The organism is Niallia sp. 03133 (assembly GCF_052663225.1).
The window spans coordinates 430,334-445,947 of record NZ_JBQTCY010000002.1 but is presented as its reverse complement, the minus strand read 5'-3'; the positions used below and the strand labels follow the sequence as shown (position 1 = coordinate 445,947).

13 protein-coding genes are annotated in these 15,614 nt (G+C 36.8%); 8 read left to right on the top strand and 5 right to left on the bottom strand.

The genetic code is table 11. From position 1 onward, the window contains the following. Positions 1–258: 258 nt before the first annotated feature. Complete coding sequence (gene miaB, locus ACTYBU_RS04650; protein WP_445487524.1) at positions 259–1,803, top strand: tRNA (N6-isopentenyl adenosine(37)-C2)-methylthiotransferase MiaB; 1,545 nt, start codon at positions 259–261, stop codon at positions 1,801–1,803. Continuing rightward, on the top strand, positions 1,803–2,177 hold the full coding sequence (locus ACTYBU_RS04645; RefSeq protein WP_445487523.1) for a RicAFT regulatory complex protein RicA family protein: 375 nt from the start codon (positions 1,803–1,805) through the stop codon (positions 2,175–2,177). Before miaB ends, ACTYBU_RS04645 begins: the two co-directional genes overlap by 1 nt. A 578-nt stretch (positions 2,178–2,755) precedes the next feature. Here ACTYBU_RS04645 and ACTYBU_RS04640 read toward each other — a convergent pair. From ACTYBU_RS04640 to ACTYBU_RS04630, 3 genes are all read right to left on the bottom strand, one after another. Continuing rightward, positions 2,756–3,103 (bottom strand): hypothetical protein, encoded by a 348-nt coding sequence (locus ACTYBU_RS04640; protein ID WP_445487521.1) that lies wholly within the window; start codon positions 3,101–3,103, stop codon positions 2,756–2,758. Between the two features lie 126 nt (positions 3,104–3,229). Next, complete coding sequence (locus tag ACTYBU_RS04635) at positions 3,230–3,499, bottom strand: hypothetical protein (protein WP_445487520.1); 270 nt, start codon at positions 3,497–3,499, stop codon at positions 3,230–3,232. A gap of 39 nt (positions 3,500–3,538) precedes the next feature. After that, positions 3,539–3,922, bottom strand: a complete 384-nt coding sequence (locus tag ACTYBU_RS04630) for a hypothetical protein (RefSeq protein WP_445487519.1) — start codon at positions 3,920–3,922, stop codon at positions 3,539–3,541. 376 nt (positions 3,923–4,298) lie between these two features. On the opposite strand from ACTYBU_RS04630, the gene cotE reads away from it, so the two are divergent. After that, the gene (cotE, locus tag ACTYBU_RS04625) at positions 4,299–4,847 is read left to right on the top strand and encodes an outer spore coat protein CotE (RefSeq protein WP_445487517.1); all 549 of its coding nucleotides are present in this window, start codon (positions 4,299–4,301) and stop codon (positions 4,845–4,847) included. Between the two features lie 77 nt (positions 4,848–4,924). Here the strand turns inward: cotE and ACTYBU_RS04620 are convergent, their stop codons facing one another. Next, positions 4,925–5,194, bottom strand: coding sequence for an excalibur calcium-binding domain-containing protein (locus ACTYBU_RS04620; protein WP_445487515.1), 270 nt, complete (start codon positions 5,192–5,194; stop codon positions 4,925–4,927). 198 nt (positions 5,195–5,392) lie between these two features. On the opposite strand from ACTYBU_RS04620, the gene mutS reads away from it, so the two are divergent. The 4 genes from mutS (at position 5,393) to ACTYBU_RS04600 (ending at position 13,140) form a co-directional block, all read left to right on the top strand. Beyond that, positions 5,393–7,999, top strand: coding sequence for a DNA mismatch repair protein MutS (gene mutS, locus ACTYBU_RS04615; protein WP_445487513.1), 2,607 nt, complete (start codon positions 5,393–5,395; stop codon positions 7,997–7,999). A 472-nt stretch (positions 8,000–8,471) separates the two neighbouring features. After that, the gene (gene mutL / locus ACTYBU_RS04610; protein WP_445487511.1) at positions 8,472–10,346 is read left to right on the top strand and encodes a DNA mismatch repair endonuclease MutL; all 1,875 of its coding nucleotides are present in this window, start codon (positions 8,472–8,474) and stop codon (positions 10,344–10,346) included. Positions 10,347–10,951: 605 nt separating this feature from the next. Beyond that, positions 10,952–11,647, top strand: coding sequence for a DUF2278 family protein (locus ACTYBU_RS04605; protein WP_445487510.1), 696 nt, complete (start codon positions 10,952–10,954; stop codon positions 11,645–11,647). Positions 11,648–12,237: 590 nt separating this feature from the next. Continuing rightward, positions 12,238–13,140 (top strand): aldo/keto reductase, encoded by a 903-nt coding sequence (locus ACTYBU_RS04600; protein WP_445487508.1) that lies wholly within the window; start codon positions 12,238–12,240, stop codon positions 13,138–13,140. A 239-nt stretch (positions 13,141–13,379) separates the two neighbouring features. On the opposite strand, the gene ACTYBU_RS04595 is transcribed toward ACTYBU_RS04600, so the two are convergent. Beyond that, positions 13,380–13,895, bottom strand: a complete 516-nt coding sequence (locus tag ACTYBU_RS04595) for a DUF3189 family protein (RefSeq protein ID WP_445487506.1) — start codon at positions 13,893–13,895, stop codon at positions 13,380–13,382. A gap of 232 nt (positions 13,896–14,127) precedes the next feature. On the opposite strand from ACTYBU_RS04595, the gene ACTYBU_RS04590 reads away from it, so the two are divergent. After that, a complete protein-coding gene (locus ACTYBU_RS04590) occupies positions 14,128–15,612 on the top strand; it encodes an ethanolamine ammonia-lyase reactivating factor EutA (protein ID WP_445487504.1) in 1,485 nt (494 codons plus the stop codon). Positions 15,613–15,614: the final 2 nt, after the last annotated feature.

Genomic DNA, 15,614 nt, shown 5'->3' with positions numbered 1-15,614 from the left:
AATACATAGAAACAGACCTTCCAAATGTAGCTATTGTTTTCAAAACCACAAAGGCTTATACTAATATAATGTAAAAGTGTCAAAGGATCGTTTTCCCTGTAAAAGTTCCTTTAAGAACAACGGTGGTAAAACTGCATCCTGCAGGAACACAATCATCTTGAGCGGGGAAAAACCCTTGCTGCTCAAGTTAATTGCACCTTATTAGAAAAGAATGCTTATAGATGATAACAACTCATCGATAAGAGAGGAGTAGTAAAAATGAATGAAAAACAACGATTAGAAAGCCAACAAGTAGATACAGCTAATTCTTCGGACAAAAAATCCGTCAAGGATTACAGCAAATATTTCGAATCAGTGTATACACCACCTTCTTTAAAAGAAGCGAAAAAAAGAGGAAAAGAAGAAATCCGCTACGATAAAGATTTCTCTATTTCCGACCAATTCCGTGGTATGGGAGAAGGACGCAAATTTTATATTCGCACATTTGGCTGTCAAATGAATGAACATGACACAGAAGTAATGGCTGGGATTTTTCTGGCGCTTGGTTATGAACCAACAGACAGTGTAAATGATGCAAATGTTATTTTATTAAATACATGTGCCATTCGTGAAAATGCGGAAAACAAAGTATTTGGTGAATTAGGCCATTTAAAGCATTTAAAAACAGAAAGACCAGACTTATTAATTGGCGTGTGCGGATGTATGTCCCAGGAAGAATCAGTAGTTAATAAAATATTAAAAACCTATAATCAAGTAGACATGATTTTTGGGACTCATAATATCCATCGTCTGCCAAATATTTTACAAGAAGCATATTTGTCAAAAGAAATGGTAGTGGAAGTATGGTCTAAAGAAGGGGACGTTATCGAAAACCTTCCAAAGGTCCGCAATGGGAAAATTAAAGCATGGGTTAATATTATGTATGGATGCGACAAATTCTGTACGTATTGCATCGTGCCATTTACACGCGGAAAAGAACGAAGCAGGCGCCCGGAGGATATTATTCAAGAAGTGCGTCAGTTAGCTGCACAAGGCTATAAAGAAATCACTTTGCTTGGACAAAATGTAAATGCATATGGAAAAGACTTTACAGATATTAATTTCCGTTTAGGTGATTTAATGGAAGAAATGCGTAAAATTGATATTCCACGTGTTCGTTTTACTACAAGCCATCCTCGTGACTTTGATGATCATTTAATTGAAGTGCTTGGTAAAGGCGGTAATTTAGTGGAGCATATTCATTTGCCGGTTCAATCAGGTTCAACGGATGTGTTGAAAATAATGGCTCGCAAATATACAAGAGAACAATATTTAGAGTTGGTTCAGAAAATGAAGGCGGCCATTCCCAATTTAACGTTAACAACAGATATTATTGTTGGTTATCCGAATGAAACTGACGAACAGTTTGAAGAAACATTATCTCTTTATAAAGAAGTCGGATTTGAAGCTGCTTATACGTTTATTTATTCACCACGTGAAGGAACTCCAGCAGCAAAAATGAAGGATAATGTGCCAATGGAAGTGAAAAAAGAGCGCCTGCAGCGTTTAAATGCCCTTGTGAATGATATGTCGGCAAAAGCAATGAAAGGATATCAGAATCAAATATTAGAAGTATTGGTTGAAGGGGAAAGCAAAAACAACCCAGATGTTCTTGCAGGTTATACACGGAAAAATAAATTAGTCAACTTTGTAGGACCAAAATCCGCAATTGGCAAATTAGTGTCTGTAAAAATTACGGATGCAAAAACATGGTCGTTAAACGGAGAAATGATTGAGGTATTAGAAGCTGTTGAGGCTAACTAATGGCTAAACATACACGTGAAGAAATTATTCAGCGTACAGAACGGCTAGCCAATATGATGCGTGAAACAGAAGAGGTGGATTTTTACAAAAGAGCGGAGCAGCAAATCAATAAAAATACAAAAGTGAATGACAAAATTGCGCAAATTAAAAAACTGCAGAAGCAAGCGGTTAATTTGCAGCATTATGGAAAATTCTCCGCATTAAAAGAAACAGAAGCTAAGATTGATGCTCTTCAAAAAGAAATAGATGAATTGCCAATTGTCAACGAATTTAAACAATCACAGGCGGAAGTAAATGAGATGCTGCAAATGGTGACCAAAACGATTACCAATTCCGTTGTAAATAAATTGGATTCAAGTAACGAGGAAAAATAAAATGCTATAAATTGAACCTAACCATCCGTGGGGGTTTTCTTCATCCCCCACGGATGGTTAGTTGAACTTATCGGACCTTAACGGGCAGTTATCCCCCACGGATGGTTAGTTGAACTTATCGGACCTTAACGGGCAGTTATCCCCCACCTAACTTCCTCGATTTCTCAGCATCCCCGAGGTGGGGGTCTTACTGCCCGTTAAGAGTGGGATAAAAAGTCCTAAAGCGTAGAAGTAAGCAGACTGGCATCCAAGTTTCTCCATGCCTGCTATCGCCTCGCTTTTAGGACTTTTTTATTTTAAAGTATAGACAAAGAAATAAGCTTAATGAAATAAAGACACTACCCAATTCCTCTTTTATTTTGACTGTTTTCTAAAGCTTGTTGCTTTTTGATTAGGATGAAAAACCTTTAGAAAGTCCTGAGTGCCTGAATACACGTAGACTCCTGCTTAGAAAAGCCAGACAGACGAGACCTTGCAAATCAGAGTAAAGCGACGAAGCAGCTCGGCACTCGCTAAGCACAAAAGCGAAGTGTATTCAGGCTGCGGGTTGGATAGCTGCAATCTATACGAAAGAGCCTTTATTTTTTATTAAGAATATTAACAGCCTGCAAAAAAGCCATCCGATATTCCTTTTGTTCTTTCATCGCTGTTTGTAATGTATCAAGCAATGATTTATTTAACAGTCTTGTTTCTTTGTCTTTTTGGTCTCCGTTATTAATGGTTTGAAGAAGGAATGTGTATACAAGGAATAAGGTAGAATAATTATCCACATAGGTTAAACTAACAGCACTTCCCCCATTTCCACCCTCTGCATGTGTGTTGACAGACGGAATGCCTGATTCTAAAATTTTGTCAATAAGCTCTTCAGGAACTCCCAGGCTTTTTAACTTTTCTTTTGTCAATCCGATATTTTTTTCTTCTTTCATTGTTTCACTCCTCTCTATGTATATATATAAACAAAAGAGGGCAATCAGACCCTCTGTTGATTAAAAATCTACAGAAGGAGTGTTGCCCATTAAGGAGTACTTTATTTTTTGTTTGATAAAGTGCTATTAACCTTTATTCACCATTTCAGGGCTGTTCTCATTGTAAGAAACTGCAGTAGCATCTCCAGCTTGGTTAGCATTCACAAGGATACCACCAACAAAGAAGTTTAATAAGTTTACGCCTACAGCAGCACCACCAGCAGCAGCTGCTGCAGTAAATTGGTTAGCAAGGTTACCGTTCCCTTGAGTAGCATTTGTAAACGCACGTAATTCTGTGCTGCTTCCTTCTACATCAGAAGGGCTATTGCCGCAATTAGAAGTGTTACCAGATAACATTTGACTTCACCTCCTTTCAAAATGAATGTTGTACTGGATTTATTTTTTGATAAAATTTGAAATATCTAGAGAAAAAAGAGGTTTACCATTCACATTTACTTGGAAATTGCCATCATCTGTTGAAGCATCAACGACAGGCAGCTTTTCTCTTAGTTCGTTTAACTTCTCTTGATTAAGCAGGTCTTTAATGGAATCAACGCTTAGGTTATTTGGAAGAACTTTATCTTTAATTGCATTTATGCTTTTGCTTGTTACATTGCTAGTAGCATTTTTCCCTAATTTTTGTAATAGTCCGCCCATTTCTGACGACATTTTAGAAAGAAATTCTTGTGCTTGCTCTACTGCTTCTTCACCTGAAACCTCTTTGCCATTTACATTAAATTTAAAATCTAATTGATCTTTTATATTAAACTTGCTTGCCAACTCCCTCACCCCCTTACCGTATAGTACAGTATATAGAACCAAGACCAAGCTGTATCCGCTAATGTATTGATACAAACGCATATTTTTTTGATTTCTTCCTCGTTTTTGTTTATTTTCTAGACTTTATGTAAAGAAAATGGGGAGGGAAATAGTGCTGCTTTGATACACATTTATTCTCCCTGTTTTATTTCGATGGAAAAACAAGATTTTCATGACAGTGGTCTAGAAAATACCCTTTATACCGGAACATTTGCCTGTGCTTTTCATACAATAATGTAGGCTAATGAATTATTACATGCATCAAAAAATTATCGCACACTAGTCGTCTATCACGCATAGGATGAAATGAAAATGAATGAGGAGGTTTCGCTCGAAAATGGGAGAATATAGAGAGATTATTACCAAAGCAGTCGTTGCGAAAGGACGTAAATTTACAAAGTCTCACCATACGATCTGCCCAGATCACAGCCCTTCAAGCATATTAGGGTGCTGGATAATTAACCATACGTATGAAGCGGAAAAGGTTGGCAAAAAAGTAGAAATAAGCGGTTACTACGATATCAATGTTTGGTATTCATATGCTGATAATACACGTACAGAAGTAGTAACAGAACGTGTTGAATACACGGATGTTGTGAAATTAAAATATCGTGATCCAGATAGTTTAGAAGATCATGATGTGATTGCCCGCGTTGTTCAACAGCCAAATTGCATCGAAGCAGTAATTTCTCCAAATGGCAATAAAATTATTGTTCATGTAGAAAGAGAATTTATTGTAGAAGTAATTGGGGAAACAACGATTTGCGTAGAAGTTCACGCAGACAAACATGCAAGTGATGACGATGATGATTGGTCTGACGAAGTAGAAGATGAAGAATTTGAAGATCTAAATCCTGACTTTATTGTTGGAGGAGAAGAAGAATAAGAACTAGGAGCAGTTTTCCTAGTTCTTTTTTTAGCAATAATTTATTTGTTAAAAACTGTCGATATAGTGGTAAATAATTAACGTTCACAGGCAATGCCGTCTTTGTCACGGTCGCTTTTTTTATTTGAGTTATATAGGTCTTTTGATACGTACGGTTTATATTTTGTTTTCCCGCCCTTGTTTTTGACAGAGGATGATTTGGCGACCCCGCCTTTGTAATCTTTATTCAGCTCTTTACAATTGCTGTATTCTTTTATTTTTGATTTCGCTTCTGCATTTCCCGTACTAATGAAAGATAAAGTAACAATAATGCATACAGAAGCAAATAAGGAGATTAGTTGTTTCATATTTTTCCTTCTTTTCCTTAAATTTACTCTTACAGCTGTCTATTATAGTATAAATGATCTAATTAGACTAGGTTATTTTTCTAGTTATGTGATTTTTAGCATGTTGCAAGAAGCTGAACCTGATAGATAAAATGCTTTTATGTTATAATAGAAAAATAGAATTTTGCCCTGAGAGAGTGCAAGTGCATGGAGGAATTTATGTCAACGTATACGCCGATGATACAACAATACTTACGAGTAAAGGCAGATTATCAGGATGCCTTTTTATTTTTTCGTTTAGGAGATTTTTACGAAATGTTTTTCGAGGATGCGGTTAAAGCTTCTCAAGAATTAGAAATCACTTTAACAAGCAGAGACGGAGGAGGAAAGGAAAGAATCCCAATGTGCGGGGTGCCGCATCATTCTGCTCCCAATTATATTGAACAGCTTGTTGATCGAGGATACAAGGTGGCTATTTGTGAACAAACGGAAGATCCGAAGCAAGCCAAAGGGGTTGTTAGGAGAGAGGTAGTTCAGCTAATTACACCAGGAACGATGATGGAAGGAAGAAATCTTTCTGATAAGGAGAATAACTATATTGCAACAATATCAGAATTTGATGGAGATATATTTGGGTTTGCCTACAGCGACCTTTCAACTGGGGAATGCAAGGCAACTCGTTTAGCAGGTTTTGATGCATGTTTAAATGAGCTGTCTCTTTCCGGAGCAAAAGAAGTTATTGTAGGCAGTGGTTTTTCTGAAGCGAAGCAAAAACGTCTGAAAGAACGTGCTGTCTTAACGATTTCCTATGAAAATGAAACAGAAGATAAAGATGCCCATCATACGCTGTTGGCAGAAGTAGTGGAAACTGCAATGCGAAAAACAGCGTCTCGTTTGTTCCATTATTTATATCGAACACAAAAAAGAAGCCTTGACCATCTTCAGCCGGTATCTGTTTATGTGATTGATCAATTTATGAAAATTGACTATTTTTCAAAGCGAAATTTAGAATTAACGGAAACCATTCGTTCGAAAGGAAAAAAAGGTTCTCTTATGTGGCTGCTGGATGAAACAAAAACAGCAATGGGCGGACGATTATTGAAACAATGGATAGACCGTCCTTTATTAAATAAGGCAGAAATTGTCCTTCGGCAGCAGCTGGTAGAAACGATGATCAGCCATTATTTTGAACGGATGGATTTAAGAGAAAAATTAAAAGAAGTGTATGATTTGGAACGGCTTGCAGGAAGGGTTGCATTCGGAAATGTAAATGCAAGAGATTTGGTGCAGCTGAAACGGTCCTTGCAGCAAGTCCCGCTGATTCAGGAGCTGGTAGCTTCTTTTAAATCAGAAGAAGCACAAAAACTTGCGGAAGAATTGGATGCATGCGAAGAAGTAACCAATCTATTAGAACGTTCTATTGTGGAAAATCCTCCATTATCGATAAAAGAAGGCAATATCATTTTAGATGGATATAATGAAGAACTGGATAAATATAAAGATGCAAGTCGAAATGGAAAAACATGGATTGCTCAATTGGAAAAACTAGAGCGGGAAAAAACGGGCATTAAATCATTAAAGATAGGCTATAATCGAGTATTTGGCTATTATATAGAAGTAACAAGAGCAAATGTTCATTTATTGGCAGAAGGCCAATATGAAAGAAAACAAACATTGGCAAATGCTGAACGGTATATTACTCCCGAATTGAAAGAGAAAGAGAGCTTAATTTTAGAAGCGGAAGAAAAAATCGTTGGGCTTGAATACGATCTATTTACGGTAATCCGAGAAACGGTAAAAGACTATATTCCGAGATTGCAAGCTTTAGCGAAAAAAGTAAGTGAACTAGATGTTCTGCAATGCTTTGCCACTGTGAGTGAAGAGCGCCGCTATGTAAAGCCAAGCTTTTCGACTGAACGTGTATTATCCATAAAAAACGGGCGCCATCCAGTTGTGGAAAAAGTAATGGATTCGCAAAGCTATGTGCCGAACGATTGTGATATGCATCAAGAAAGAGAGGTGCTGTTAATTACAGGTCCGAATATGTCCGGGAAAAGTACATATATGAGACAAGTAGCATTAACAAGCATTATGGCGCAGATTGGCTGTTTTGTTCCTGCAGAAAGTGCAGTGCTGCCATTATTTGACCAAGTATTTACAAGAATTGGTGCAGCAGATGATTTAATATCAGGGCAAAGTACCTTTATGGTTGAAATGCTGGAGGCAAAAAATGCGCTCTTGCATGCAACGAAAAACAGTTTAATTTTATTTGATGAAATTGGCCGTGGGACAAGCACGTATGATGGAATGGCATTGGCTCAGGCAATTATTGAACATATTCATCATATGGTTGGGGCAAAAACATTGTTCTCGACTCATTACCATGAGCTGACTGTTTTAGAAAATGAACTAGCTGCATTAAGAAATGTTCATGTCAGCGCAATGGAGCAGAATGGAAAAGTAGTTTTTCTTCATAAAATAAAAGAGGGTGCAGCAGATAAAAGCTATGGTATCCATGTTGCCCAACTAGCAGAATTGCCAGCGCAGCTTATTGACCGAGCTCAAACTTTATTAGATGCTTTTGAACAAAAAGATTTAGAACCGGCTGTAGCTGTACAAACAGCAAAACCGGAAGCAAAGGCAGAAAATGTCAATGAAGCACAGCTTTCCTTTTTTTCAGAAAAAGAGGAAAAAAAGGCGAAATCTATCACATCAAAAGAGAAGCAGTTAATCAATAAATTAAAATCATTGGATATTTTAGAAATGACGCCAATGCAAGCATTAAATACATTGTACGAACTTCATAAAAAAATAAAACAGGATTAACAGAAAAGCGGAAGCTCCTTGCCCATCGGCGTACGTACTGGAGGGACTTTGACTGAGATAAGGCGAACCTTTCATCAGGGATGATATTCCCCTGATGGTTAGTTGAGTCGATCGGCCGTTTACGGACAGTTAGACTTTGTTAAGATGGTGACTTCCTTCTATATAATGGTTCTACTTGTAGATTAAATTACTGTCCGTTAACGGTGGATAAAGGAAACACGATGAGCGATAGCGAATCGATGTTGACTTATCGTAGGGAAAAGTTCTGAAGTACGATAGGCGCTGGCCGACTAAATACGCCACGTCCTATGGCGTCGTCGGCACTAGTACATCCTGGTACATCGGAGCTAGATGCCGGTTAGACATCGGTAAATTTATATTTTCTTATCATATAGAAAATACGGGCTGAGAGTAAACTCGCCCGTATTAGCTTTTAAAAGCATCCGCAAGTTAAAAAAAGAAGGGGATAGTTATGGCTAAAATATTTCAGCTGGACGATGCACTATCTAATAAAATTGCTGCAGGTGAAGTCGTGGAGCGTCCGGCTTCTGTTGTAAAAGAATTAGCGGAAAACAGCATTGATGCAGGCAGCACTTCGATTGAAATATTTTTAGAAGAGGCAGGACTTGCAAGCATCCGCATTATTGACAATGGAGCAGGAATAGAGGAAGAAGATGTAATAACTGCGTTTCGGCGGCATGCCACAAGCAAAATAAAAGATGAAAACGACCTATTTCGTATTCGCACTCTTGGATTTAGGGGAGAAGCATTGCCAAGTATCGCATCTGTTTCTCATATAATGATCACGACTTCAACAGGAGAAGCAGGTATATTTGTGGAATTAAAAGGCGGACAGATCATGAAGCAGGAAAAAGCAGCAGGCAGAAAAGGAACTGAAATAACAGTACAAGACTTGTTTTTTAATACACCTGCTCGTTTAAAATATATGAAATCGATTCATACGGAGCTCGGAAATATAACCGATATTGTCAATCGATTGGCCCTTTCCCATCCCGAGATTTCCTTTCGTCTCGTTCATAACGACCGTAAAATTCTTCATACAAATGGCAATGGGGATGTCAGACAAGTACTCGCTAGCATTTATGGATTAAATATTGCTAAAAAAATGATACCTATTACTGGAAACTCTTTGGATTTTAAATTATCTGGTTATATGGCGCTGCCGGAAATTACAAGAGCATCCCGAAATTATATTTCAACGTTGGTTAATGGACGTTTTATAAAAAATTATTCGCTGGTGCGCAGCATCCAAGATGGATTCCATACCTTACTGCCAATTGGAAGATTCCCAATTGTACTATTAAATGTAGAAATGGATCCCATTTTAGTTGATGTGAATGTCCATCCATCAAAGATGGAAGTGCGCTTTAGTAAAGAACAGGAACTAAATGAATTAGTTAGCGACAGCATTAAAGCAGCATTTAAGAAAAAAGAATTGATTCCATCCGGTTTTATCAAGGAAAAAGCAAAAGCAGCTAAAGATGAACAAACTTTTCTTTCCTTTGACACGGTAAAAGAACCGGAAGTACGATCTTCTTTTGGGCAAAAAGAAGAAGCTGCTATTCCATTTGCGATGAACAAAGAAGAAGCGAAGCAAGAGAATCGTATCACAGAAGAGCTGCAGCCAATGAATGAATGGCAAATAGAAAAAACAGAAGCTGCATTCCCCAAATCTGAAAAGGCAGAAGGGTTTGAAGAGGAAGAATGGGAAGAAGAGGCCATACAGGATGTAGAGAGTGGCAATCGTGTTCCCCCTCTTTACCCAATTGGACAAATGCATGGGACCTATATTTTTGCGCAAAATGAAAAAGGATTGTATATTATCGATCAGCATGCTGCCCAAGAGCGGATTAAGTATGAATTTTTCCGGGAAAAAGTCGGACAGGTGCATAAGGATCTGCAGGAATTACTAATCCCATTAACTCTGGAATATTCAGTCGATGAGTGGATGAAGATTGAAGAAAATAAGCAGGAACTAGAAAAAGTTGGCGTGTTTTTAGAACCATTTGGCGTACAAAGCTATTTAGTCCGTTCCCATCCTCAATGGTTCCCAGCAGGGGAAGAAAAAGAGACTATCGAGGAAATGATCGAGCAAGTACTTTCCATGAAAAAAATAGATATTAAAATACTGCGCGAAGAAGCAGCCATTATGATGAGCTGCAAAGGCTCCATTAAAGCAAATCGCCATCTCCGCAGCGACGAAATTCAAAGTTTGCTTGATGAATTACGCACAACATCCGATCCATTCACCTGCCCCCATGGAAGACCGATTATTGTGCATTATTCTTCTTATGAGATGGAGAAGATGTTTAAGCGCGTGATGTAGTAAGTGAAGAACCCTTGATAAATAAGGGTTCTTTTTGTTGCTTTTTCAGCTGTCCACACGTCAGACTATTATTGTGTACTATTCTTCCTATGAGTGAAGAAAATGTTTAAATGGGGGATGTAGTTTTTTTATCATATCAGCGATAAGACTCCCTCTTCAAGTAATAAAGTGAGTAGCAGGGAAGGAATCGCCTATTTAAAAAAAAAGAGGATAAAACTAGAACATTTGTTCTTGTTTTGATAAAATATTTATATTAAAATAAGGAGACTGAACAAATGCTACTACCTATTACTTAAAATTAGAAATCCCTTGTATGAACCAACAAAATCAAAAGAAAAGATATAACCGATTCCACAAAACGTTTCAGAAGCGTATAATTTGGCTATTCAATAATAAAGAAAATCCTGCATGAAAAAAATTTAATAACCAATATTTTTCGCCAGTTAGTTTGTGAAGAAGTGTTAAAAGCTTTTCCAATATATGGATAATTAATTATCTGGATAAGTAAATTAAACTTACCCATGCATATCAACACCTTTGTGATACAGGATGAAAAAAAAGATAGGTCTAGATAACTTAGGCAACTAAAAAAGGAGCAGGATGTTATGCCATTAAAAAATTATAGTGTTTTAAAAGGAAAAGTATATGATATGAACATGGGAAGATCACAAAATCCTCATTTTGAGGTTCATGTTAAAGGAGAAGAAGGAAAAGTCGACTACCGTATAGCAATTAATATTGCATCTCAAGCATATCCATCAGAAGTTTTATATTTTGTTAGCGAAGACTTTCATTCAGAGAGTATTACCTTTCTCCCTTCTTTGGAAGATGGAATTACGAAGATAACAGATGATAATCGAGAAATTGCATTGGATTATATTAGAGGTGGACTATTTGACTCTAAAAAAATGATTCCTCTACCAGCTGAATTACCTGGTATGGATAATGATTTGAACGAGAAAATTTATTTTTATATGAGCCAGGCAAAAGAAAAGGCTGCAGCGGTGTATGCTTTTGGAGAGAGATGGGGGCCAGAAAAAAATAAACCCGATAAATACTTCGGTTTTAGTCCTGGCAATGGAATACATGATATTCATATGAATCAAGGAAACGTTGGACGTTGGAAAAAAGATAATGGAATCTGGCAGGATGGAGGTATTCTAATTCACTTTGAAGACGAAAACAAATGGATAGGAATTTTCTTAGCATTCCAATCTCAATCTTGGTGTACGGATGAAAATGGCCATGCTTTAAAGCCAGTAATAGAATGTGATTACCTACATACAAATAATGATTATTAACAAACATTGTCCCTGTTCTTTTATAGAACGGGACTTTTTACTATGTCTGCATACAAAATTAGAAATATATGGGGATAAAAAGGAATGGAGCATTTTCGTTTGAAATCAGAAGATGCAGTCTAATAATGGGTGGTATTGTTTTTCACTCGAGGAATAATATACTCTGCCTGCATTATCTTGAAAATAACAAATAAAGGTATATAAAGAATAACTATACGTCTATGTCAGTCTATATTATGCTTCATTAATAATCCTGAAATAAGGAAATTGGTAAGAATATTTTTCAACATATAATCCCCTTTTTTTCTTAGTTTAACAATTAATGAAAAAATTATTCAAGCTTGAGCTAAATAAAGTTAAGTTTACAAGGAGGGAAAAAGTAAATGAGGATTGAATAAACGATCTTAGCTGCCAAATATTTTAAATATGTTTAACCAAAAACATTGATATCTTACCATTTACCATTCTGTTATATTGGTCATAAGATTAATGTTTTGCAAAGAATGCTAATTAAATTTTATCTTTTATTTAATTTTTCGAGTGCCGCAATGGCGGTTTCTGAAAAAAAAAAATCCGTGGAGGTCACTTGTATGAAAGTTAATTTACAGGACAATTTCTCTATTTCAAAAATAGTCATTGGATGTATGCGGATGAATGAATGGAATTTAAATGTTGAACAAAGGCTGGAATTTGTTGAATGGTGTTTGGATCAAGGAATTACAACATTTGATCACGCAGACATTTATGGGGGCAATCATCATAATGAAGAACTATTCGGAGAAGTTTTGCAAAAGAAACCACAGTTAAGAGAAAAAATGGAAATTATATCGAAATGTTCAATATGTGTTCCAAATGAGGAAAATCCAGCGATTAAAACAAGATACTTCAATTCAGATAGCGACTACATCATAAGTCAAGTAAATAAATCATTAGAAAAACTAAAATGTAACTATATTGATATACTCCTCCTTCATATGCACGACTTGCTAGTAAACCCGAAAGAATTAAATGATACGCTTAATCAATTAAAAGAGCAGGGAAAGGTTAAATACTTTGGATTATCTAACCACAATCCTTTAGAGTTCGATACACTGCAAAAATATGTAGATGTAAAATTAGTTACCCATCAGTTTATGCTGCATCCTTTAGGTATTGAAAATTATAAAAATGGAACTATGACCCATTGTTTAAAGGAAGGTATTCATCCGATGTTTTGGTCTCCATTAGCAGGTGGAAGAATTTTCAATCCAACAAATGCCTTTCAAGAAAACATGAAGCACGTATTAGAAGGTATCAGACAGGAACTTCAATTAGAGGAGATTGATGAAGTGATATACAAGTGGCTTTTTAAGCATTCATCAGACCCTGTTATTGTATTAGGAACGGGAAATAGAGAACGTATAAAACGTGCATTGCATTCGCTCGAAGGTGTGAAGATGACAAGGGAACAATGGTACAAAATCCAAACAGAAGCAGGATATAAATTTTGGTAAGAGAACTTGTAGAAATATCCTGCAGCTTTTAAGCAGATTATTTTAAAAAACTTTAATAGCACGTACTCACAAAACAACTCGGAATCCTTAAGCCTAGTAATAAAATGTGGCTTTTTTACTTAAATTTTCTGGCATGAAACTATCAAGAAGAAAGGTAATTATGAACTTTAGTTTAACTATCTTATCAGAAAAATGATCCTTTTTCAGAATGGCGAAATAGATTTAAACTTTTTTACATTCTATTTTTGGTATTGCTGATTTTCTAATACAATTATTTTCTCTTGTGTGGGAGTATTAGCTACTTCTTTTGTAAGTTCCACTAATTCACTGATCGTTTGAATACACTGTTTTGCTCCCATCACTAATAGTGGAACACCAATAATGTCTATTTTCAACCCCCTAGAAAAAAAACCGCCCAAGGACATAGGGAGAGGAACAGTAGGTGAAGTATTAGAAAATATAATACGCTCTTCTACTTGGAAGTGCTCAAAAAGCAATAGACCGAATTCTTTAAGTGAAGGAACCACAAGCTTATCCGATTTCCTTCCTATAGTATAAACTGAATGTCCGTCACTATCTTGTCCATGAAAAATAAGTTTTCCAAAATCTTTTTTTGTCATTTTATTAAAATAGGGAACTGCTAGTATTTCTTCTTTCGTCAATGGTGTAATTGGAGGTTTAATAATTTGTAAATGTAATGCTGCAGCTAAAGATGTTGTATGGGTGCCACCATAATCGTTATATATATAAATCATGTACTCACCTTTTTAAATGTTCTTTGTATACAGTTTGTTCAATTTGGATGAATTTATTCCCATTTTTATCTGATTAAAAAAAGGATAAAAATTTATAAAAAAATATTGAATTTTCTTATAATTCATATTATATTTTTATTATCAAGTAAATATGTTGGCAAAGGCGCCTTATGTACAGGAGTTATTTCTGTCCAAGGCGCTATTTTAGTTTTCGTAGGAGTGTGGCTAAGGAATGGAGAAAGAGGAGTATTATATGACAAGTGTAGGTATTGATATTGGAACGAGTACGACGAAGCTTATTGTCAGCCAGCTTCATGTAGCTCCTACAACGAACCCATATTCTTTGCCGCGCTACGAAATTGTAGACAGACTTTTGCAATATGTAAGTCCCATTTTTCCGACTCCTCTCTTAAACCAACAGGACATTGATTTGACGGTCATTTCAAAATGGATCAAACAGGAATATGAAGGTATAAAACTAAAGGTGAAGGATATCCAAACTGGGGCAGTTATTATCACGGGAGAGACAGCAAATAAAAATAATGCAAGACGGGTTGTACATAATTTAGCCGAACAAGCCGGGGGTTTTGTTGTAGCAATTGCTGGAGCAGATGTGGAGGGAATGCTGGCTGGGAAAGGATCGGGTGCAGAGCTGCGATCATTGAGTGTTCATGGGGTTGTAGCCAATATTGATATTGGAGGAGGAACAGCAAATGCTTCATTTTTTCAGAGGGGCAGGCTGATAGGCACCATCACGTTTCATGTTGGAGGTAGATTGATTCGATTAAATTCAAAAGGTTGTATATGGAGTATCTCGCCTGCAATAAATTTCTGGTTAAGGGAACGGGGCTATTCGCTAATAAAAGGAGAGCAGATTTCCCTCCAAAATTTAGAAGTAATCGTTTTAGCTATGTGCCGCGATATGGTTAACTGTCTCAAAGACCGTTATCTAGACGCTTTCAGTTCGTTGCTGATTGTAGGAAACAAGCCGTTAGCTCAACTGCCGGAGATTGATGAAATCATGATTTCTGGGGGGATTGGCGCCATCATGCAAAATAAATGCGAGTGCGGCAGCATCGAGAAAGTCGCAGTATATGGAGATATCGGACCTTTGTTGGCATGTACCTTGCAACGTGTATTAAAGGAAAGCCCTTTTCGCCTCATTATTCCGGATCAGACATCAAGAGCCACTGTTATTGGTTCCGGCATGCAAAGCATGGAGTTAAGTGGATCTACTGTTTTTATTAGTCCTCATGTGCTTCCACTTCGAAATCTTCCTATCGTACTTTTAGAATGGGAGGATGGAGAACGACTGGAAGCATCTAAGAAACAAGCCGACAGAACATTGGAACAAGCAAGCCGGTTTTACCATTTATCTGCATCTGCTAAAGGGCATATTCCGTTCGCAATTGCTATTAAGTGTTCGGAAATACACTCTTATGTAAAGCTTCAAAGATTAGCAAAAGCATTGGTTGAAGCGTATGAGAAGCATATTCCGAATGCCAGCGCAATTGTTGTCATTTGCGAGCATAATATAGCGAAGGCGCTTGGCCAGGCATTATACCTTAGAAGTAGACGGAGGCAGAAGATTGTTTGTATCGATCAAATTAAAGTGGAGCAAGGGGATTATATGGATATTGGAGAACCATTATCAGGCGAGGTTGTTCCTGTTATTATTAAAACGCTTGTGTTTGCCGCTGGAATGGAAAGGAGTTGAAT

Bases quoted from the DNA above. Each gene is read 5' to 3' on its own strand.
- ACTYBU_RS04600 (WP_445487508.1), top strand. From the start codon at position 12,238: ATGAAAGTTAATTTACAGGACAATTTCTCTATTTCAAAAATAGTCATT.
- mutL (WP_445487511.1), top strand. From the start codon at position 8,472: ATGGCTAAAATATTTCAGCTGGACGATGCACTATCTAATAAAATTGCT.
- miaB (WP_445487524.1), top strand. From the start codon at position 259: ATGAATGAAAAACAACGATTAGAAAGCCAACAAGTAGATACAGCTAAT.
- ACTYBU_RS04640 (WP_445487521.1), bottom strand. From the start codon at position 3,103: ATGAAAGAAGAAAAAAATATCGGATTGACAAAAGAAAAGTTAAAAAGC.
- ACTYBU_RS04620 (WP_445487515.1), bottom strand. From the start codon at position 5,194: ATGAAACAACTAATCTCCTTATTTGCTTCTGTATGCATTATTGTTACT.
- ACTYBU_RS04645 (WP_445487523.1), top strand. From the start codon at position 1,803: ATGGCTAAACATACACGTGAAGAAATTATTCAGCGTACAGAACGGCTA.
- ACTYBU_RS04635 (WP_445487520.1), bottom strand. From the start codon at position 3,499: ATGTTATCTGGTAACACTTCTAATTGCGGCAATAGCCCTTCTGATGTA.
- ACTYBU_RS04605 (WP_445487510.1), top strand. From the start codon at position 10,952: ATGCCATTAAAAAATTATAGTGTTTTAAAAGGAAAAGTATATGATATG.
- ACTYBU_RS04590 (WP_445487504.1), top strand. From the start codon at position 14,128: ATGGAGAAAGAGGAGTATTATATGACAAGTGTAGGTATTGATATTGGA.
- cotE (WP_445487517.1), top strand. From the start codon at position 4,299: ATGGGAGAATATAGAGAGATTATTACCAAAGCAGTCGTTGCGAAAGGA.
- mutS (WP_445487513.1), top strand. From the start codon at position 5,393: ATGTCAACGTATACGCCGATGATACAACAATACTTACGAGTAAAGGCA.
- ACTYBU_RS04595 (WP_445487506.1), bottom strand. From the start codon at position 13,895: ATGATTTATATATATAACGATTATGGTGGCACCCATACAACATCTTTA.